Origin of the sequence: Pseudoalteromonas sp. P1-30, assembly GCF_001400005.1 — a bacterium.
In the GTDB taxonomy this organism is placed as follows: domain Bacteria; phylum Pseudomonadota; class Gammaproteobacteria; order Enterobacterales; family Alteromonadaceae; genus Pseudoalteromonas; species Pseudoalteromonas atlantica.
Genome location: NZ_LKBC01000001.1, coordinates 542520 through 563546, shown reverse-complemented (window position 1 = coordinate 563546; position 21027 = coordinate 542520). Strand labels below are relative to the sequence as shown.

The following is a 21027-nucleotide window of genomic DNA, read 5'->3' as shown; positions in this document are numbered from 1 at the left end:
TTAACCTTAAATTTACTTTTTAGAACAATAACTCACCTACTACGCAATTAATTTCACTTTTTTAGAATTTTTTATTCACTTAACGAATAATAACTATTATTATTCGCACACTTTATGGAATGCGAATAATTATCAATATGAAAAAGTTCAAATACTCTCTTGTTACACTTGCGTGTTTAAACGCATCATTAGCGGTTGCTGCAACAACGGCTGAAAAAGACATTGAGCGCATCAGCGTTTACGAAAAGCAAAACCAAGTTGTAATGAGCTCAGGCCTTGCAACTAAATCAGACATGTCGTTAATGGAAACACCGGCACCAGTTGTTATTATTGACCGTGAACTTATAGAGTCACAAGGTGTAGATAGCCTACAAGAACTTGTACGTAATGTAAGTGGTTTAACTCAAGCCGGTAATAACTACGGTATAGGCGACAATTTAGTCATTCGTGGTCTTGATGCTAATTACACTTACGATGGTATGTATGGTGGTGCAGGCTTAGGTAATACATTTAACCCAACTCGTTCACTCACTAATGTTGAGTCGGTAGAAGTACTTAAAGGCCCTGCTACCGGTTTATATGGCATAGGTAGTGCTGGTGGTGTTATAAATCTAATTGAAAAAAAGCCTGAGTTTGAAGAAAAACATAAAATATCTGCCGAACTTGGCCAGTGGGATAGTTATTCACTTGCCTTTGATAGCACCAATGCGATTACCGATGACCTAGCGTATCGCGTAATGGCTAAAACAGCCTCAAGCGATGGCTTTCGTGATTTAAAAGAAGACCGCGACGAAATTTATACCTCGCTTAAATACATACTAAGCGACAAGCAAGATATCATGCTCTCTGCTGCCTATATTAAAGACTCAATTGCAGTAGATTCTATTGGCCACCCTATTCGAATTTATAACGCAGAAACCGCCAATGGTTTAACTGCAGGTGAAGTAACTGGCGCAGATTTAGTAAATGACCCATCTGGTAATGGTGTTCAATTAACTGCGGCTCAACAAACACAATTGGCAGATTCGCTTTCATCAACCGATGGCCTTACCCCGTACGATTTTGGTACTAACGGTATTATCTCTCCTATGGCGGATGATAATGAAGGTGAAGAGCTTCGCTTTAAGCTAACCCATAATTACTTTATTACAGATGATTTATTTTTAAATCAGCAATTACAGTACCGTAACTACACATCAAGCTTTGCTCGCCAAACTGGTGCGTTTAATTATGTGTATTCAACACGCGATGGCATTATAAATAACGACCCGCGTGCCCCGTTAGTTGAAGACGGTGTGCTTTACCCATTTGCAGCGCGACGCCAAGAATACCGCCAAGTAGAAGCTGATGAAAAGTCATGGCAGTATTTCTTAGATTTGCGCTATGACTTTATGTTAGGCGACGTGGATAACGAATTACTGGTTAATGCAAACTACGAAGACAGAGACATTCGCTTTAAACAGTACTCTATTTACGATGCAGACAAAGTTATTTACGACAGCGAAGGAAATGTACTTTACCAAGGCACGCTGCCATATATTTATGATATGCGCTCGCCAAATTGGCCAACAGGCAGTTTTGATGACTACGACCCGCTAAAAACCAGTGACTACAACAAAAAAGTACAAGCGTGGGGCTTAGGTATTCAACACGTAGGGTATATTACTGAGCAACTTACAACCCGAGTTGGTGTTGCTTATAATCGCATTAAGCAAACATATGAGCACTATGGTGTAGATGAGCGTTATAGCTCAAGCCGCGCTGAGCCAACGCCTGAAGCAAACACATCAGACAGTGGCTTAACTTATAACTTAGGCGCAACGTATCAGCCTACTGAAAACTTTTCCGTGTTTATTAACCACGCTAAAGGCCGTACTGCCTACAGTGTATTAGGCTCAGTAGCAGGTACGGAGGCTGACCGTGAAGACTCTGAGTCTATCAGTAACGATTTAGGCTTTAGATTTAAAGCATTTGATGATCAGCTTTTAGCATCACTGGTGGTATTTGAAAGCGCGCGTACAAACCTTGAATACACAAATCCACTGTATGAAGCCGGTGTGTCTGGACCTGATGTAGTAGAGAGCTACTACGATGGTGAAGAGCAAACCAAAGGCGTTGAACTCGATTTAAATGCCCACTTAAACGAGCAATGGAAAGTAAATGTAAACGGCGTATACCAAGATGCCCGCGATAAATCTAATCCAAATAGCAGCAGTTACGATACACGCCAAAAAGGCGTACCGTATGTAACGGCAAGTACGTGGGTTACCTACTATGCCGATATGTTTAACCTACCTGAGGCTGTTAACATCAGTGGCGGCATTACTTTTGTAGATAACAGAAGCACTAACTCTAGCTCGTTTAGTATTCCTGATGGCTATGTACCAAGCTACACGGTGTACGACGCAGCAGTTTCGTACACCACTGATAAGTGGCACATGCAGCTTAATTTAAACAATTTGTTTAATAAAAAATACTACTCTAAAGCCATGTTTTTAGGTGGTATGCCAGGCGAAGAGCGCAACGCTAAGCTCAGCTTTAGCTACACACTTTAACCCTGCCTAAGCAATTAATTTACTCCTACAAAAAGTAGGAGTAAATTAAACCTAATCTTGATTTAATACTCTACAAAAGATACCAGGCTAAACGTTGCTATAATTTATAAGCGTGCTAGCATTACTTTCTGAATTTACTGAAACTTAAAAAGCTATGAGTCTATCTGAAAAAAACTTAGCCTTTGTTATGCACTGTGGTGAAATGGGCAGCCGTTGGGGTTTCAATCGCACGATTGGCCAAATGTGCGGTTTGCTGATCATCACCAAAGAGCCCATGACCGCAAATGAGATTGCCGATGCGCTAAGTATCTCGCGTGGCAATGTAAGCATGGGAATTAAAGAGCTCCAGTCATGGCAATTAATTAAAGTGCATCATATCCCTGGTGATCGTAAAGAATATTACGCCCCAGCGGGTGAAATTTGGGATATGGCTAATCGCGTATTTGAAGAACGTAAAAAGCGTGAAATAGACCCTACCCTAAGTTTGCTACGTGATAACCTTTTAGACGAAGCAAACAACGAAGAAGAGCGCTATGCACAAAAGCAAATGGGCGAAATCCACAACCTACTCGAAACGGTTACTAAGTGGTCTTCAGAGTTACAACGCTTAAGCCCAGAGCAGCTTAATAAGCTAATGAAGCTTGGTTCAGGAATTGGCAAGGTTATCGATTTAAAAGATAAAATATTTAAAAAAGAACATGATTAAACAAATAAAAAAAGCCGCATAGCGGCTTTTTTTTATTACACAACAGCGTATAAATTATATTTTTGGATAACCAATTCTATCTGATAGATAGCCCACGCTGGTGGCAAAGTAATATGAGCGGTTCCAGTGCATAAACACTTTGTAATTATCGTACGCTAAGTACATACGCCCATTAATGTCATCGGGCATTACCAGTGCAGCGCGTACATCAACATTAGGTAAGTCAGACCCGTCAGCTTTGCGTACACCCAGAGCTTGCCAGTCTGCAAGCGAGCGCTCTGAGTCGTTCCAATATTCTAACCATTGCTTACGTGTTTTAGTGCCACGTTTTAGCACGTATTTACTGTCAAAATTTTCAGGTAATTTTACCTGGCGACCCCAAGTTAGTGAGTCATTCCAACCTTCTTGTTTTAAATAATTGGCAATCGATGCAAATGCATCCTCTTTTGTGGTCCAAATATCTTTGCGGCCGTCGTTATTGTAATCAACGGCGTAGGCGTTAAATGAGGTAGGCATAAACTGAGTTTGCCCCATTGCTCCAGCCCAAGAGCCTTTAAATTTATCAAGCGTAATATGGCCTGACTTTAAAATATCTAATGCTGCCCAAAGCTGGCGCTTATAAAGCGCTTCACGACGACCATCAAAGGCAAGCGTCACTAGCGATGAAATAACATTATGGCCACCTTGTATTGTGCCAAAGTTACTTTCAAGGCCCCATAATGCCACTATAAAGCGTGCTTGTACGCCAAACTCTTTTGCAACTTGTTCAAGTACATCTTTATTTTCTGCGTAGAGTTTACGTGCACGATCAATTTTCCATTGCGGTACACGTTTTGGTAAGTAGGTTTCGAGGGTTTCTTTAACCTCTGGCTGGTTTTTATCAGCCGATACAACTTTTTCTTTGTATGAGGCAGTCGCAAATGCATCGTCTATTAATTTACTATCGTACCCTTTTGCAATGGCCTCTTGTTTTAAGTCTCTTAAATAAGTTTGAAATTCGGCCTGCGTTTTAGCAACTACAGAGCCACTTAAACACACTGAGCATAAAATTACGGCTAACTTTTTAATCACTATCAACTCCGTTTTCTTTTCGTAATTGGCTAAGTAAATTTTCTTCCGGCGGTGGAATTTGCAAATAGTAACCCTTGTCTGGGTCAGCTAAGGCTGCTTTTACTGTTTCAAGGTCGGCACCGCCTAAATGATCACGCTTTGCTAAATTGATAATCATTACATAAATAGGTTGACCAAACATAGCCAGTAAAGGTTCAGGCACTTTACTAAAATCATCTCTTTTTTCAACAAATAAGAAGGTATCCGCTTTTTTCTTACTTTTATATACCGCAGTGAGCATAATGGCCCTATTTAATCTTGCTTAACATTGCCGCACACTATAACATGAGAGTAATAATAAGTTAGAAAAATTAGATTAGAAATTTCATTAAAGGCCTTATTCAGCCTACGTTTATCTAAAATTAATTTCTAATCAGACAAATCAATTGAGCGTGTATGTCGGAACAAATTTTTGAGCTAAAAGGGAACCTTTTCACGTTGTCAGTATTGCATCTTTATAGCACTGATATCGCCCTTCTAGCAGAACAGTTGTATGTAAAAATAGCCCAAGCTCCTCGTTTTTTTGAAGGAGCGCCTATTGTTGTTAATTTAGAAGAAATTAAAAACAGCTCACTTGATTTTGTACATTTAAAATCTCTCATTGAGCGTATGAGCTTTAATGCTGTAGGTGTTTGTAATGGCTCAGATGAGCAACACACGCAAGCTAAAGCCGCTGGCCTTTCTGTACTAAATTACTCGCAAGATGCTAAAAGTGCACCCGTTAAACAAGAGGCGCCTAATACCTCTATTGTTGAAAAAAACGTGTACTTACCTGCGCAAGTAATTAATGGCACGGTACGCTCAGGGCAGCAAGTTTATGCAAAAGACAGAGACTTAATTGTACTTGGTGCAGTTAGCCATGGTGCAGAAGTAATAGCCGATGGTAATGTGCATATTTATGGCACCTTACGCGGGCGCGCTATTGCAGGTGCAAAAGGGATTAAAGACGCGTGCATTTATTGCCAAAAGCTCGAAGCCGAATTGGTTTCAATTGATGGCAATTACTGGATCAGCGACTCATTACAAGGTGAGCACTGGGGCAATGCAGTACAAATACAACAAAAAAACGAATCATTAGAAATTTCAGCTTTGGTTAAAGGATAAATCTCATGGCAAAAGTAATTGTCGTTACCTCTGGTAAAGGCGGTGTTGGAAAAACAACATCAAGTGCTGCAATAGGCACCGGTTTAGCTTTAAAAGGCTATAAAACAGTTATTATCGATTTTGATATTGGCTTACGTAATCTAGATTTAATTATGGGGTGTGAGCGCCGCGTAGTATACGATTTTGTAAACGTAATAAACGGCGAAGCCAACCTAAATCAAGCGCTTATTAAAGATAAACGCGTTGAAAAATTATTTTTACTACCCGCATCACAAACACGTGATAAAGATGCCCTTACCCGCGAAGGCGTAGAGCGCGTTTTAAACGAACTAAAAGAAGACTTTGACTACATTGTGTGTGATTCACCTGCAGGTATTGAAGCCGGCGCAATGATGGCGATGTACTTTGCTGATGAAGCAATTGTAACAACAAACCCTGAAGTATCTTCGGTTCGAGATTCAGACAGAATTTTAGGTATTTTACACAGCAAATCAAAACGTGCTGAAGAAGGCCTAGAAAATATTAAAGAACACTTATTATTAACACGCTACAACCCTGAGCGAGTTGAAAAAGGTGAAATGTTATCGGTAGAAGATGTTAAAGATATTCTGTCGATTCCTTTACTTGGTGTTATCCCTGAGTCGCAAGCGGTATTAAGTGCGTCTAATTCAGGCCAACCAGTAATACTTGATGGTGATTCAGATGCAGGGCAAGCATACGCTGATGCAATCAATCGCTTACTCGGTGAAACAGTCGATTTTCGATTCTTAGATGTTGAGAAAAAAGGCTTATTTAAACGGATTTTTGGAGGTTAATGTGTCTTTACTTGACTACTTCCGCTCAGAAAAGAAAAATAGCGCGTCATTAGCAAAAGAGCGATTGCAGATCATTGTCGCGCACGAGCGTTCGCAACGCGGAACACCGGATTACTTACCACAATTAAAACAAGATATTTTAGATGTGATCCGTAAGTACGTAAATGTAAACACTGATGCAGTGCAGGTACAGTTTGATCAAAACGAAGATGATTTAGCGGTACTTGAGCTCAACGTGACATTACCTGACGAAGAAAAAAAGTAGCACAACTAAAAGCGGCATTTTAAATGCCGCTTTTTGCTTTACACACTCACTACACGTATGTGGTGCATTGTGTTGTGTTTTAAATTTAAAAGTTTACACGTAAACCAAGTAAAAACTCATGGCTTGCTGCACTGTCAATTTTAAAGCCATCGGTAAATGCATCTTGCCCCGTTTGCACGTCACCAAATTCAATGTATTGATACTCAGTGTATAACGACATAGTTTTAGTTATTTGATAGTTAACCCCTGCACCAATATTCCATGTAAATTCAGTTGAATCGTCATCAGCATACGCATCGTAATAGCCATCAACATTTCCATCGAATGCGTCAAAGGCGCTAATGCCTGCACCACCTAATTTTGCAGAATAGCTGTTATCGGCAACCCCTAACCCCGCTTTAATATATGGCGTAAAAGCCTTCAATTGTATAAGTGGTGGTTTTTAAATCCCCCTTTAATACATACTGCTCACCTTCGCGTGCACCCACGCCAACTTTTGTATCGCTATAATCGGTATCATGATAGCTAATACGCGCCTCTACTCTAAATTGAGGATTGAACTGATAACCTAAACCAATACTGCCTACACTGCCCTCACCGGCATCAAATTCAGATGGAAAATCACTATCTACGGCAATATTGTTACCAATGGCTTGAGAGTCATTTGCTTGCGAACTATAGCCTACATGTGCAGTTCCATAAAATCCCTCTGCACTAGCTAAAGTAGGCGTGGTACACGCTAAAGCAATTGCGGCAACTATAGTTTTTTGTAATGTGTTCATTGTCATTCCTGATTTTTTTAACAGCCAAATTATTGGGCTGTAAGGCTAATGTTGAATTCGCAGTTAATATAACTTTTAGATACACAAGCGAATAGATACAATAAAGGCACAATACAATTCCGACTTTCAGAACAATGATTAACTATTTACGACACATGGCTTTTTTTGCCAAAGTGGTTACTGGCGGTTCATTTCGTATTGCAGCTAAGGAGCTTGGCATAGCACCTTCACGTGTTAGCCATGTGTTTCTGACTTAGAACAGTTTTTAGGCGTCACTTTATTACATAGAACAACCCGTAAATTGTCGCTTACCCCTGAAGGTGAAAAATTTTACGCCCACGTAGAAAACATAACAAAACACGCAGAAGCAGGTTTGAACGAAATTAACTCTGTGGGTGATGAGCCTATAGGGTCTTTAAAAATATCGCTGCCCGCCTTTTGAGCAAGCTCCGAAATTTCAGCCGCGATAGCAGAATTTGTGCAAACCTACCCAAAAGTGAACTTGTCTCTTAATTACACAGACCAAGTAATAAATATAATGGATGAAGGGCTCGATTTAAGTATTCGAGTTGGCTGGCTAGAAGACAGCTCACTCATGGCGCGTAAAATTGGAGAGAGTAGACGCTTTTTAGTTGCTTCAAGTAAGTACGCGAGTAAGCATCAACCCCCTACGCACCCAAACGATTTAAAACAGTGGGATTGGGTTCATTTTAGTATGCGCGGCAGCACTGTAGATTTTACCTCTCCAAATGGCGAAGTGGTGTGTATTTGTGAAAAGTCGCGCGTAAATGTAAATAGTGCGCTTGCAATAAGTCACTTTGTATCTGAAAACTTGGGTCTAGGCATTTTGCCCGAAAACCTAGTAAAAAAACAATTAGCACAAGAAGAGCTCATCCACATTTTACCTAACTGGCAACTCAAGCCGCTTGGTTATTACGCGGTATGGCCAAATAATGCACGCAGAGAAAACCTAACACTATTATTAGTACGCTTTTTAGCTAAGCGCGGTTTAGTAACCGCAGAGGATTAAGCAAGTACCCCTTAAGTGAATATGTTATTATGGGCCTATTATTTTGCTTTATGCTTGCTATTACTTTGCTATGTTAAATCACGCTTCTTGTTTTACTTTATTTGATTGCTCTGTAGATTCTATACCGCTTCCAGATAAATTTACGTTTCCGTTTTACTACCAGCCTCATCCGTTATCTGTTTTAGCCGCAACACAATTGCAGCAGCAACTTGAAACGCATTTACCGTATAACGAAAATGACAACAGCAATACAGCAACGAATGATGGCAAAATGTTTGGTGTACTGGTTGTACAAAACCAGCAACAACAACTTGGCTTTTTAGCGGCGTATTCAGGCCAGCTTGAAAATTTAAATACCGATATAAAATGCGTGCCTAATGTATCGACAATGGCACTGGAAGATGTGAGTTATTTAAAAGAAAGTAAAATAATTAACGACATAAATGCGCAAATACATGCCCTAGAGAATGCAAGTACATTGAATAAATTAACAGCGTCATTAAATGCCGATAAAGCCGCGTTTGATCAGCAGTTACACGCTCAACAAAGCGTAATGCAAGCCAATAGAAAAATACGTAAAAAGGCGCGCAGTGCACTTGCAATTGAGCAAAGCCAAGCAATAACGCCTGAGCAACAAGCAAGCTTGAATGAACTGGCCAAACAAAGCATAGAAGATAAAAAACACTATCAAAGCATAAAAGATCACTGGCATGATAAAATAACTCAGCAACAGCAGGCGCTTAATGCCCTACACGACGAAATAAAACAGTTAAAAAAACGCCGTAAAGTTTTATCTAAAAACCTACAAAAGCAAGTGTTTGCACAGTACCAGTTTTTAAATGCAGAGCATGAAGTTAAAGATCTCAATGCCATATTTGCAGCATTGCCAGAGCATACTCCGCCATCAGGTGCGGGAGATTGCGCTGCGCCCAAGCTATTACAATACGCTTATCTTAATAATTTAAAGCCAGTGGCTATGGCTGAGTTTTGGTGGGGGCCCGCACCTAAATCGGCAATACGCCAACATAAAAACTATTACCCTTCTTGCTACAGTAAGTGCCAACCTATTTTATCGCACATGTTAAAAGGCCTCAGCATAGAAGATAACCCGCTACTCGTTAACCCTGCTGAAGGTAAAACGCTGCCGATTGTCTATCAAGACGATGATATTGTTATTGTAAACAAGCCCAGCGAGTTTTTATCTGTACCAGGTGTCAATATTGAAGATTCTGTGTATTTACGTATTCAAACGCAATTTCCACACGCTACAGGCCCGTTAATTGTGCACAGACTAGATATGTCTACATCAGGTTTATTAGTGGTTGCGCTCAATAAACGAGCCCACAAAGCATTACAAAAGCAATTTATTGCCCGCACTATCGATAAACGTTACATTGCGCTGGTTGATGGTATTGTGCCTAAGGACAGTGGCAAGATAGAGCTGCCATTGCGACTTGATTTTGACGATAAGCCACGCCAGCTTGTTTGTTATAAAAACGGCAAACTCGCACTTACTACATGGCAGGTACTTGAACGTAAAAACAATATTACACGCCTACAGCTCTACCCTAAAACGGGCCGCACTCACCAATTAAGGGTACACTGTGCTCATCACTTAGGGCTTAATATGCCTATTATTGGTGACACACATTACGGTAAAAAAGCCAACAGGTTACACTTACATGCCGAATATTTGGCGCTAGATCACCCCATTACCCATAAGCGTTTAACGTTCTGCGTAGCGCCCGATTTTTAATACCAATTCGCATAATTAAGTGATCTATTTTGAGGATTAAAAAACGTGTTGATAGCAAGGCAAAAAAATCGAGAATTTTTTAACGCAGATAGCGACACGTTTAGCCCCTAAAAATGATTAAATATTATTGCGAATTGGTATAACATAGCCTGTTAGCTTAAAAAGTGGGTTTAATTATCCCACTCTTTAAGTGCGTCTTTAACAAAACTGTAGCGCCAAGAATTAAGTAAATCAGGTTTAATATGATTTACCTTTTGCTCATCGGTGAGTTTCCAATTCCAGCTAATAAGCTGATTAATTTGCTTTTTAGAGGCTATTACATCCTCTGGTATACCCTGCTCTTTTGCCACTTTAGTGATTTTTTGTTTAATATCTTTAGCTACTTTTTTATAAGCCGGAAAATCAATTAAACGTTTAAGCACAGGCGGATGCTCATCAACCGGGAGTGCTTTGGCCTTTTCAATACACTTTAGTATTTCGACTCCAGAGCGGTTTACTTCCATCGACTCAACACCCGGAATTTGTCTCAGCGTATTTAAGCTCGAGGGCCCACGTTTAGCAATTTCCGTCATGTTGTGCTCTTTAAGCACAAAGTTAAGCGCTAAATTTTTACGAATAGCTTTATTACGACGCCATACAGCTAATTCTTTTAATACCGCGAGCTCGTGCGGTTTTAGTTGCCATGCGTTTTTTATATCTTTGTAAAGCAGCTCATCTGGAGTTTGAAAGGCGCGTTTATTTGCAATTAACTCGCTCTCATTTATGACAATATCAAATAACTCAGCTTTATTTATACGCTCAATTATTAGTTCAAAACAAGGCAGTAAATGAAACGTATCAGCGGCTGCATAATCGAGCTGCTTTTTAGTTAATGGGCGCTGTAGCCAATTAGTTCGCGATTCACTTTTGTCTATTTCTATGCCTAATAGCTCTTTTACCATTAGCGCAAAGCCCATACAGTTGCCTTCGCCTAAAAGCTGAAGAGCAAATTGTGTATCAAACAATGGAGCGGGTACAAAGCCTGCATATTTTTGAAATACTTCAATATCTTCTGAAGGTGAATGCAACACTTTCAGTACTGATGGATCTTGTAATATTTGCCAAAATTCAAATAACGAGAGTTCGGCCAGTGGATCTATAAGGGCAAGATGCTCGCCATCATATACTTGAATAAGTGCAACTTCAGGGTACAAAGTACGGCGGCGCATAAACTCTGTGTCTATGGCTAAAATAGGCTTGTTTTTTATTTGCTCAACAAAGGTATTGAGTTGATTTTGTGTTTCGATCAATTGGTATTGCACTTAATCTCCTACAATAAAAAAGCCGGCTAATGCCGGCTTTTTTATAGTTTACTAATCTTTTAGGGCTCTTCTGAGAATTTTACCTACATTTGTTTTAGGTAACTCATCCTTAAACTCAACGAGTTTAGGCACCTTATAATTAGTTAAATTATCACGACAGTGATTTATTATATCTTTTTCAGTTAAAGAAGGGTCTTTTTTAACAACAAAAACTTTAACTTGTTCGCCACTTACATCGTGCGGAATACCAATAGCCGCGACTTCTAGTACGCCGTCGTGCATGGCAACCACTTCTTCTATCTCATTTGGGAACACATTAAAGCCCGATACAATGATCATGTCTTTTTTGCGGTCAACAATATAGAAGAAACCTTCATCGTCGTATGTGGCAATATCGCCAGTAGCAAACCAGCCATCTTGCAAACATTCTGCAGTTGCATCTGGGCGGTTATAGTAACCTAGCATAACTTGTGGGCCTTTAACCCATAGCTCACCGGGTTCACCTTTTGCCGCTTCTTCTCCGTTTTCAAGCATTAGCTTAATTTCGGTATTAGGAGCAGGTAAACCAATAGAGCCATTATAAGCTTCTAAATCGTACGGGCTTACAGTTACAAGCGGTGCACACTCAGTTAAACCGTAACCTTCCATTAATTTAGAATTAGTCACTTTTTGCCATTTTTCAGCTACAGGACGTTGTACCGCCATACCGCCACCTAATGACATTTTTAAATGACTAAAATCAAGCTCTGCAAACCCTGGTGTATTAAGTAGCCCGTTAAACAGGGTATTTACACCGGTAATAGCAGTAAATTTATGCTGATTAAGCTCTTTAACAAATGCTGGCATATCACGTGGGTTTGTAATTAATACATTCAAACCACCGTATTTCATAAACGTTAAGCAGTTAGCCGTTAACGCAAATATATGGTAAAGCGGTAATGCAGTAACAACAACTTCAGTACCACGGTCTAATACTTTATCTAAACAGCCCGATACTTGCTCAAGGTTACCAACCATGTTGCCATGACTTAACATCGCCCCTTTAGATACGCCGGTTGTACCACCTGTGTATTGTAAAAAGGCCAGATCAGATAAGCTCATTTCAGGGCGCGTATACTTTGCAGGGTCACCTGCTAACACATCTGAAAACTTAATTGTATTTGGTAGGTTGTAGCTAGGTACCATTTTTTTTATGTATTTAACCACAAAATTAACGATATGCTTTTTAATACCACCCACCATGTCGCCCACTTGGGTAACAACAATGTGTTTTACATCCGTTTTTGCAAGTGCTTTTTCAAGCGTGTCTGCAAAGTTAGCCAATATAAAAATAGCTGACGCGTCAGAGTCTTTTAATTGATGCTCAAGCTCTCGTACTGTGTAAAGTGGGTTTACGTTAACCACCACACACCCTGCACGTAAAATACCTAAAATAGCGATAGGCGTTTGTAATAAGTTAGGCATCATTACGGCGACTTTGTCGCCTTTTTTCAAACCTAAATCATTTTGAATATACGAGGCAACACGTTGTGTCGCTGTATCTATTTCATCATACGATAATGTTTTACCCATATTCGTAAATGCAGGTAAATCTTTGTAATCGGTAAAACTTTTTTCGAACACTTCGAGTAACGAGTTGTAATGCTCAGGATCGATTGTTTCAGGCATACCTTCTGGGTAGCGCTTAAGCCAGATTTTTTCCACTCTTAGCCCCTGTTTATAATTATATTTTTATTAACCTTAATCTAAGTAAGGCACTTTAACAATTGAGCAAATACTCTAATGCAGGAATAATCCCACATTTGGCGCTAATTTACAATTAACATGCACCATTTTGCAGCATAAAGGCTTGAATATGCTCAAAACATAACCCACTGCTTTGCATATGGCAATGATGCCCGCCATCTACATTAATTACCTTCAAGTTGTTGTAATAGCTAATATACTTGGCCAAATTTTGTTTTACAAACGAATAACCTTGGTTACCTAAAATTAATTGGCTTGGTGCAATTAATTGTTTTATTGCACCAATACATTGCGCTTCATCAAACCTAAAACCTGAGTGATTTTTAAGCTTAGGGTCTGTTGTTAACTCATACCCTAGTTCACTTTGCTTAATATTACGACTCATCAATAAGGTGATCAGTTCGTTATTTAAATCTGTTGTATTTGCACGCGCTTCGATAATCGCTGATTGCGATTTATAAACGCGCTTTTTTTTATTGTAGGCGCGCTCTCTGTTCAGTATCGCCCCTTTTAATTGCTCACATACTTCATCACTGGGGGTTGTAACACAGCCAATCCCTTCAATAAAGGTAACTGAATACACATACTCACTAAAACAACTAGCAAATAAACCAGCCACCATTGCGCCCATTGAATGGCCGACTAAATGTACCTTTTTTGCCCCTAAGCTCTTTATAAGTTGGTACACATCGTCAATATAATCAACAAAATAATAATGAGCGTCCTGTGCACGCCAATCAGATAGCCCATGCCCAGCAAAGTCAACACAATACCAAGTATGCTGCGGATTAACTTTATCTAGCATAGGTGTAAAACTATTACTGTTATCTAGCCACCCATGCAAGGCTATAACCAGCTCATCGCCAGTGCCTTTTTGTAAGCCACGCAATGTTATATTTCTTGTTTTTATTTCAAATGGCTGCAACAGACACCTCTTTTTAACGTGCGACATTATTTATAACATACTAGTTGTCAGACCTCTAATACCAAAAGTTTTTATATTTTTTATATTTATAAAGACCACTTTATTTGTAAGGTTAACTTTTGAATTTTAATTATGTATTTAATTTCAACAACTTAAAATATTTTAAGTTTCATTAATTCAATAAATAATTACAAACAGAGCTTAAATACTCTTCAGGTAGGTAATGTATACCACTATATTCATTACACTATAATTAACATAAGCTAAAAAAATGGCTGTATTGTTTTAGTGACAATTAGCCAAACCTGTTTATATACTTTGCTTTTTATTCTTACTTCATTTCATTATTATACGAGGGCGTATTGAACTTTGTGGATTGAAACTTGTTCAATCTACGGGCGGTTAAATCCTGGTACGAGGTTTGTAACCTTGTGGGCTGGGTAAAAACCTAGCAAAAAATTTAATCGCCTTAGAAAGAATTTCTGGGCAGCGCATGTTTGGTATTTATGCTGCAAATTCAACACGGCGTAACCATATACAATTGTGGTGCTATTTAAACAGCACATTCATAGGGATAAAAATGAAGAACCAACTTAGCTTATTAGCGCTTTTATGTGCATCTACCAGTGTTTATGCAAGCGATGCACCTAAAAATGTAATTTATATGATTGGTGACGGGATGGGTCCTGCCTATACAACCGCTTATCGTTATTTTAAAGATGATCCAACCACCAAGCAGATTGAAACAACCGTATTTGATACTATTTTAACAGGCATGGCGCGTACTTACCCTGACGATCACACTTATGTTACCGACAGTGCTGCAGGTGCAACCGCACTGAGTAGCGGCCACAAAAGTTATAATGGTGCTATTGCAGTCGATACAGACAAAAAGCCCGTTAAAACCATGCTAGAAATAGCAAAAGAACGCGGTATGACAACGGCATTAGTAGCTACCTCGCAAATTAACCATGCCACCCCAGCTAGTTTTGCTACACATAACGAATCACGTCGAAATTACGATGCCATTGCTAATGAATACATAGATAACAAAATTGCCGGTAAACTCCCTGTTGATTTAATGCTAGGGGGCGGTACGCAGTATTTTATTAGAGAAGACCGTAACCTCGTTGATGAATTTAAAGCAGCTGGTTATCAATATAGCGATGATATAAAAAACCTTGGTCAGATCACACAAGTACCGGCACTTGGCTTATACGCCCCAATGGGCCTGCCGTTTGCACTTGATGCTAATTCAAACCACTTAACGCAACTAACAGCTAAAGCATTTGATTTACTCGACGGCCAAAATAAAGACGGCTTTTTTGTCATGATTGAAGGCAGCCAAATTGATTGGTGTGGACATGCTAACGATGTAGCCTGTGCCATGGCCGAAATGGATGACTTTGCACAGTCGATTGAAAAAGCAAAAGCCTATATTGATAAAAACCCTGATACTTTATTAGTGGTTACTGCAGATCATTCAACTGGTGGGTTAACCCTCGGTGCGCACGGACAATATAAGTGGGATACAGAAGTTATTAAAGGCGTTAAAGCAACAGCCGTTGAGCTGACAAAGCAATTACTCGCTGCTGATGACCTAGAGCCTATTTGGCGCGCCAACACAGGTATTGAATATACACCGGCTAATAAAGTAAAACTTGAACAAGCGAAAAAAATGGGCGAAACAGCGCTTAATTTAGCCATTAAAAGTATTATTAGTGACGCCAGCTTTACTGGTTGGACAACAGGCGGACACACCGCTGTAGATGTACAAGTATTTGCCTACGGTAAAGGCAGTGAACACTTTAACGGTGCTCAAAATAATACAGATATTGCCGATAAACTAATTGGCTTTATTAAACAGTAGCCATAAGCTTACGCAAAAAGCCCGAACCTGTGTTCAGGCTTTTTATTTTTTACTGTTACTGGAGCTAAGCGTATATATCGACGCCTATTAAATCTTGTACTTCGGCGCGACGCTCTAAATTTGCAAATTCAGTATATGTTGAAATTGCTTTACTCACCGTTGGGCTTGGTTGGTCATAAATAGTTTGGCTGTACTTTGCGTTACTAGTGTTTTGACTAAAGTATTGATTAGCAAGCTCTACACCCGCTTTACTAGTTTTTACATAATCTGTGTTTGTTTTTTGACTGGCGCTATCATCCGCTAAACCTTGTGGTTTAGAGGGTATAATTTTTGTAGAGGTAACCTTTGCAGGAATATCCCCCGTAAAAAAACCAGCACCAATTGGCAAAGTCATAGATAACTTCCAACAACAAACATATTAAAAATTATGATTTAAAAACACCCAATTTGCAACTCTTGTGCTTATTCGCGACCCGGTAGTTTTTTCCATGTTACTGTATCGCGCACATATTTAGGTTGCGCATCACTTGCTTTAACAACCTCGCCCTTTAAAAAGGCCGTGTCTACATGGCTAAGCATATAGCGAGCATCTGGCAAAGTAATGGCTGTATTTATGGTTATATTGCTAACGTTTTTAAGTGCATCAGGGTAACTTTTAAATCCCGTGCCAACGGCAATCGCGTGTAACTCTTCACTGCTTATGTGCTCTTTGCTTAATAAATCAGGTTTTATAACACACTCTTCATTTACTAACTCCATGCGTGCGTTATTTACTCGGTATTGGGCAAAATAAATTTCTCCCATACGCGCATCTATAGCTGAATACACGACTGGCGCCTGCGTTTGTTCGTACGCTTGCTGGGCCATAATTGCCAAGGTTGATACGCCCACTAATGGTAAATTGGCTGAATAAGCTAACCCTTGTGCAATAGCAACACTAATGCGTACACCGGTAAAGCTACCTGGCCCTTGGCCAAAGCCAATAACGTCTAAGTCTTTTAATTTACACTGTGCTTTATTAAGAAGCTCATCAACTAAAGGGAGTATTTTTTGACTATGTTGCTGTGGGCATTCTTCAAAATGATGAAATGTTTGCCCCTCAAAGTGTAAAACTATAGATAACGCTTCGGTTGAGGCGTCTAGGGCAAGAATATTACTTTTAATCATTTTAGTACTCTAGTTAATGTGTTTTAAAAATGTGTTTGCATCTTCTAAGCTTCGCGTGCGGCGCATCGGCGGTAAGCTTTTTAAAAATACTTGGCCATATTGGCGCGTTACTAATCGGTTGTCGCAAATAACCAGCACGCCTTTATCTTTGTTATCTCGTATTAAACGCCCCACGCCCTGCTTGAGCGCTATAACAGCTTGCGGTAACTGTATATGAGCAAATGGGTCTTTGCCTTGCATTTGGCAATCTTGCATTTTGGCTTGCAGTAATGGGTCATCCGGTGCTGCAAAAGGTAACTTGTCAATAATAACACAGCTTAGCGTGCTACCACGTACATCAACCCCTTCCCAGAACGAGGCAGTACCTAACAATACCGCATTACCATGGCGCGTAAATTTTTCCAGTATTATACGCTTAGACATTTGCCCTTGCATATAAACTGGGTAGTCCATTTGTGTGGTTAACCCCTCAGCCACCAAATGCATCATTCGGTAACTTGTAAACAGCACAAAGCAACGCCCTTTAGCCGATTTAATCAGCTCTAGGGTTAATTTTATAATTGCATGAGGCATGTTCTCTGCATGCGATTCAGGCAAATATCGTGGTAAGCATAAAAGCGCCTGATTAGGATAATCAAAGGGGCTATCAACCATCATACTTTGCGCAGGAGTAATACCTAAGCTTGCATTAAAGTGATCGAGCTTATTATCAACCGATAACGTGGCTGAGGTAAATACAAACCCTGCGCCGGTGTCTTTCATCATTTGAGCAAATTTAGCAGAGACATTAAGTGGCGTAATATTAACCGTTAAATAGCGCCGCGTGGTTTCGTACCAATAGCTAAAGCCCGTTTGTGCAGTATCAAAAACACGCTCTAACTGACCTTTAAACGCTAAAGTGCGCTCAAACGGGTGCTCTATTTTATCACTTCGCTCTAGACACAGTTTTAATACCTGATAAACAAAGTCTAAATCGCTAATTACCCGATGCAGCGCTGCGCAAATTAATTTATCACTGAGCTTTTCGCGCCAATCTCCTCGGCTACCATCTACACCAAACTGTAAACGTAAATCAGCCACACTGGTTTCAAGCTTATTGAGGCTTTTGCCAAGCTGCAGCATATCGGGAATTTCTGCACGGTAAATAGCGCGTAAATCGTTAATTAAATCCACCAGCTTTTTAGTGCTAATACTTTCACCAAAGTAGTCACTGGCAATTTCGCTAAGCTGGTGTGCTTCGTCAAAAATATAAGCGTCGGCGGTGGGCATAAGTTCGGCAAAACCGGAGTCTTTTACTGCCATATCAGCAAAAAATAAATGATGGTTTATAACCACTACATCCGCTTCGGCTGCATTTAAACGCGCTTTGCGTATATAACATGATTGAAAGTCTGGACACTCTTTGCCTAAACAATTATCGGCTGTCGAATTAACGTAGGGCAGTACCTTGGCGTCTTCTTCAATACCAATACAATCAGCTAAATCACCCGAGTGTGTTTCACTGGCAAATTTTGCAACCATAGCAAGTTGATGCATTACATCAGGATCGTCTGTTGGTACATGGGCTACATGTTGGTTTAGCCTATAAGTGCACAGATAATTAGCGCGCCCTTTTAACAATGCGGTTTTTTTAGAGGCATTAAGTGCTTTTACTAGCTGAGGTAAATCGCGGTGGTATAACTGCTCTTGTAAGGCCTTAGAGCCTGTAGAGATAATTGTTTTACCCTTAGATTTAAGGGCAGGCGCTAAATAGGCAAACGTTTTACCTGTACCAGTGCCCGCTTCAACCACTAACTGCGTGCTATTTTTTAATGCATCGTTAACGGCAACGGCCATATCAATTTGAGGTTGGCGAGGCGTGTATCCATCTAAAGATAACGCTAACGGCCCGGTTGCACTAAACAGCTGTTTGATAATACCAGTCACTTTACAAAAAATAATAGCGAGATTTTACGTAAGCCTGGCTATAAGGGCAAGCCAATTGAAATTAGAATTTTGCAAAGGGGCTCACGCCCCTTTACACGTTATTGTGCATTTATTGATAACGTGACATTGCTGGCATTGCTATACCCTTTTAAATCGATATACCAATTACCTGTTTGTGGCGCAGAAAACGAACAGGTTTCGCTATTGCCATTTTTATATGGCCTGCACAAGTACTGAGAATCACTAGAAGGAGTGCCAAAGTTTACATATAAATCAGCATCGCCACTGCCACCAGACATTGTTATATCTAATGATGCGTACTGCGTATTTAAACTTTGGCTAAAGCGTTGCCAGCTCCCAGCAGAAACACTAATGTTTGTTATGCTCCGATTGATAGGCTCAATACTCCCCCCTTCATTGTAACTTCCGGTTAGGGATACATTTTCTATCGCATTCCATGCGTGTACCATCACATAGTAAACTCCTTCACTAGAGGGATTAATATCGCAACGTTCATTACTACTTGAGGTAGTGCTTTTACAATCATAATCGTTCAGTGTAGGTGCTTGGTTGTAGCGTACGTATAAGTCTGCATCGCCTGTGCCCCCAGTCGTAATAAAATTTAAATTGCTCGCACTTTGTGGCACAGCTAATGTATAAATAAACTGCTCTTTTGCAACCCCTGTGATCCCACTAAGTGTTTGCCCATTGGTTAATTGGTAATTAGTAGGGGGCGCGGTATCGCCGGCATTTTTAGCCATTTCGGCAACATAACTTACTGCCAACTTGGCGAATTTACTGGCATGTTGAGCATCAAACTGGTTATCGTTTTGGGTGTGAATAAGCGGGTTTATATCGCCCATTTTTGATTCAAAAGGCATAGAGGCTGCAAACCCTTGCTGATACCATGACGCATGATCAGAACAACCATAACCACACTGATCAAATCCATAATTTAATTGCGGTAAGTAGGTATCTAAAAGCGCTGCTAAAAACTGATTTTGTGCATTGTTAGTGTAATCAGTCATCATAACTATATCTTCAAGGCTGCCATTATTGCCTGTCATATCAAACTGCACCATGCCCACTACATTTTTACCCTGCGATTGGTAGCTGCTTGCAATATCACTTGAACCTTTAAGGCCAACTTCTTCCGCTGCAAACGCCATAATTTGAATCGTACGCTGTGGTTTGTAATTAGTTTGTACAATCGCGCGCAGCGCCTCTGATAGCACAGCAATGCCTGAGGCGTTATCATCAGCACCAGGTGAGCGTCCATTGCTTGGGTTTGACTGATTTATCGAATCAAGGTGGCCACCAATAATAACAATTTCATCTGCTTTTTCATTGCCTTCAATTGTCACTATAACCGACGATTGCGCCCAATTATGCGGGTAAGTTGCAATGCTAATATCACTGCGACTTTGCGCTATTTGTTGCCAATATGTGTTTAACCAATTTGCAGCATCTATCCCTGTTTGTGAGGTGTAATAACGATTATTAAAACTGGTTAAAGAGTTAACAGTGCTATCGAGGTTAACGGTGCTAATTGATGACATTAAATTTTGTACTGTTTGTTCGTTATCAATAGAATAACTAAATGCTAATGTATTTTGTATAGTATGCGCCGCGGCTAATTGTGTTGCGTAACTGCTCGCCTCTTGCCATGAATCATGTGCCACAAACCCACCGCACCGATTATAATTGTGGTGCATAAATTCGCTTAGATTATTTACCTGATCAGCAGGTATATTTACCAAGTCTATATTTTCAAGCGCACTTGTTGAGCGCTGTGCAAAGGGCAATCTTTGTACTAATCCATGCTGGGTATACTCATAATGTGCCGCTGCAGTTGAATCTATGCTTACCCACACTTTGTTTGTTTCACTTTGTGCTACAACGCCCATTGTAGTAAATAAGCTCAGCGCACTTAGTAGTTTAAAAGGTTTCATTGGTATTCCTTATAATT

20 protein-coding genes and 1 pseudogene are annotated in these 21027 nt (G+C 40.0%); 10 read left to right on the top strand and 11 right to left on the bottom strand.

Features of this window, described 5'->3' with window-relative positions; genetic code table 11:
• Positions 1–137: 137 nt before the first annotated feature.
• Both AN395_RS02485 and AN395_RS02480 read left to right on the top strand, forming a co-directional pair.
• Positions 138–2555 carry a TonB-dependent siderophore receptor gene (locus AN395_RS02485; protein ID WP_054981950.1) on the top strand — a complete coding sequence of 806 codons (2418 nt, stop codon included), beginning with the start codon at positions 138–140 and terminating at the stop codon, positions 2553–2555.
• Positions 2556–2709: 154 nt separating this feature from the next.
• Complete coding sequence (locus tag AN395_RS02480; RefSeq protein ID WP_004586357.1) at positions 2710–3261, top strand: GbsR/MarR family transcriptional regulator; 552 nt, start codon at positions 2710–2712, stop codon at positions 3259–3261.
• Positions 3262–3315: 54 nt separating this feature from the next.
• On the opposite strand, the gene AN395_RS02475 is transcribed toward AN395_RS02480, so the two are convergent.
• Positions 3316–4332 (bottom strand): lytic transglycosylase domain-containing protein, encoded by a 1017-nt coding sequence (locus AN395_RS02475; protein WP_054981949.1) that lies wholly within the window; start codon positions 4330–4332, stop codon positions 3316–3318.
• Complete coding sequence (locus AN395_RS02470; RefSeq protein ID WP_004586359.1) at positions 4325–4612, bottom strand: YcgL domain-containing protein; 288 nt, start codon at positions 4610–4612, stop codon at positions 4325–4327. The genes AN395_RS02475 and AN395_RS02470 overlap by 8 nt, the downstream gene beginning before the upstream one ends.
• Before the next feature lie 155 nt (positions 4613–4767).
• On the opposite strand from AN395_RS02470, the gene minC reads away from it, so the two are divergent.
• The 3 genes from minC to minE are packed head-to-tail and all read left to right on the top strand — an operon-like array spanning position 4768 to position 6555.
• Positions 4768–5475 (top strand): septum site-determining protein MinC, encoded by a 708-nt coding sequence (minC, locus tag AN395_RS02465; protein ID WP_004586360.1) that lies wholly within the window; start codon positions 4768–4770, stop codon positions 5473–5475.
• Positions 5476–5480: 5 nt separating this feature from the next.
• On the top strand, positions 5481–6290 hold the full coding sequence (gene minD, locus AN395_RS02460; protein ID WP_024031716.1) for a septum site-determining protein MinD: 810 nt from the start codon (positions 5481–5483) through the stop codon (positions 6288–6290).
• Position 6291: 1 nt separating this feature from the next.
• Positions 6292–6555, top strand: coding sequence for a cell division topological specificity factor MinE (gene minE, locus AN395_RS02455; protein WP_004586362.1), 264 nt, complete (start codon positions 6292–6294; stop codon positions 6553–6555).
• Positions 6556–6640: 85 nt separating this feature from the next.
• On the opposite strand, the gene AN395_RS19750 is transcribed toward minE, so the two are convergent.
• Complete coding sequence (locus AN395_RS19750; protein ID WP_268795991.1) at positions 6641–6979, bottom strand: outer membrane protein; 339 nt, start codon at positions 6977–6979, stop codon at positions 6641–6643.
• On the bottom strand, positions 6954–7337 hold the full coding sequence (locus AN395_RS19745) for an outer membrane beta-barrel protein (RefSeq protein WP_268795990.1): 384 nt from the start codon (positions 7335–7337) through the stop codon (positions 6954–6956). Before AN395_RS19745 ends, AN395_RS19750 begins: the two co-directional genes overlap by 26 nt.
• Before the next feature lie 134 nt (positions 7338–7471).
• On the opposite strand from AN395_RS19745, the gene AN395_RS19740 reads away from it, so the two are divergent.
• From AN395_RS19740 to AN395_RS02440, 4 genes and pseudogenes are all read left to right on the top strand, one after another.
• Entirely contained in the window at positions 7472–7594 is a 123-nt protein-coding gene (locus AN395_RS19740; protein WP_327078092.1) for a LysR family transcriptional regulator, read from the top strand.
• A 23-nt stretch (positions 7595–7617) separates the two neighbouring features.
• A pseudogene (locus AN395_RS19805) lies at positions 7618–7779 on the top strand (LysR family transcriptional regulator); the annotation flags it as partial.
• 36 nt (positions 7780–7815) lie between these two features.
• Complete coding sequence (locus AN395_RS19575; protein WP_235576539.1) at positions 7816–8367, top strand: substrate binding domain-containing protein; 552 nt, start codon at positions 7816–7818, stop codon at positions 8365–8367.
• Positions 8368–8437: 70 nt separating this feature from the next.
• Complete coding sequence (locus AN395_RS02440) at positions 8438–10123, top strand: pseudouridine synthase (protein ID WP_054982120.1); 1686 nt, start codon at positions 8438–8440, stop codon at positions 10121–10123.
• 170 nt (positions 10124–10293) lie between these two features.
• On the opposite strand, the gene rnd is transcribed toward AN395_RS02440, so the two are convergent.
• From rnd to AN395_RS02425, 3 genes are all read right to left on the bottom strand, one after another.
• Entirely contained in the window at positions 10294–11424 is a 1131-nt protein-coding gene (gene rnd, locus AN395_RS02435; RefSeq protein ID WP_054981948.1) for a ribonuclease D, read from the bottom strand.
• A 51-nt stretch (positions 11425–11475) separates the two neighbouring features.
• Entirely contained in the window at positions 11476–13128 is a 1653-nt protein-coding gene (fadD, locus tag AN395_RS02430) for a long-chain-fatty-acid--CoA ligase FadD (RefSeq protein ID WP_024031721.1), read from the bottom strand.
• 115 nt (positions 13129–13243) lie between these two features.
• Entirely contained in the window at positions 13244–14095 is an 852-nt protein-coding gene (locus AN395_RS02425; RefSeq protein WP_054981947.1) for an alpha/beta hydrolase, read from the bottom strand.
• A gap of 580 nt (positions 14096–14675) precedes the next feature.
• On the opposite strand from AN395_RS02425, the gene AN395_RS02420 reads away from it, so the two are divergent.
• A complete protein-coding gene (locus AN395_RS02420) occupies positions 14676–15965 on the top strand; it encodes an alkaline phosphatase (RefSeq protein ID WP_054981946.1) in 1290 nt (429 codons plus the stop codon).
• A 64-nt stretch (positions 15966–16029) separates the two neighbouring features.
• Here AN395_RS02420 and AN395_RS02415 read toward each other — a convergent pair whose 3' ends face one another.
• The 4 genes from AN395_RS02415 to AN395_RS02400 all read right to left on the bottom strand — a co-directional run bounded on the left by AN395_RS02415 (position 16030) and on the right by AN395_RS02400 (position 21010).
• A complete protein-coding gene (locus tag AN395_RS02415; protein ID WP_054981945.1) occupies positions 16030–16359 on the bottom strand; it encodes a hypothetical protein in 330 nt (109 codons plus the stop codon).
• Positions 16360–16427: 68 nt separating this feature from the next.
• The gene (tsaB, locus tag AN395_RS02410; RefSeq protein WP_024031724.1) at positions 16428–17132 is read right to left on the bottom strand and encodes a tRNA (adenosine(37)-N6)-threonylcarbamoyltransferase complex dimerization subunit type 1 TsaB; all 705 of its coding nucleotides are present in this window, start codon (positions 17130–17132) and stop codon (positions 16428–16430) included.
• 9 nt (positions 17133–17141) lie between these two features.
• Complete coding sequence (locus tag AN395_RS02405) at positions 17142–19058, bottom strand: ATP-dependent DNA helicase (RefSeq protein WP_029772969.1); 1917 nt, start codon at positions 19056–19058, stop codon at positions 17142–17144.
• A 98-nt stretch (positions 19059–19156) separates the two neighbouring features.
• Positions 19157–21010 carry a M20/M25/M40 family metallo-hydrolase gene (locus AN395_RS02400; RefSeq protein ID WP_200910432.1) on the bottom strand — a complete coding sequence of 618 codons (1854 nt, stop codon included), beginning with the start codon at positions 21008–21010 and terminating at the stop codon, positions 19157–19159.
• Positions 21011–21027 lie beyond the last annotated feature (17 nt).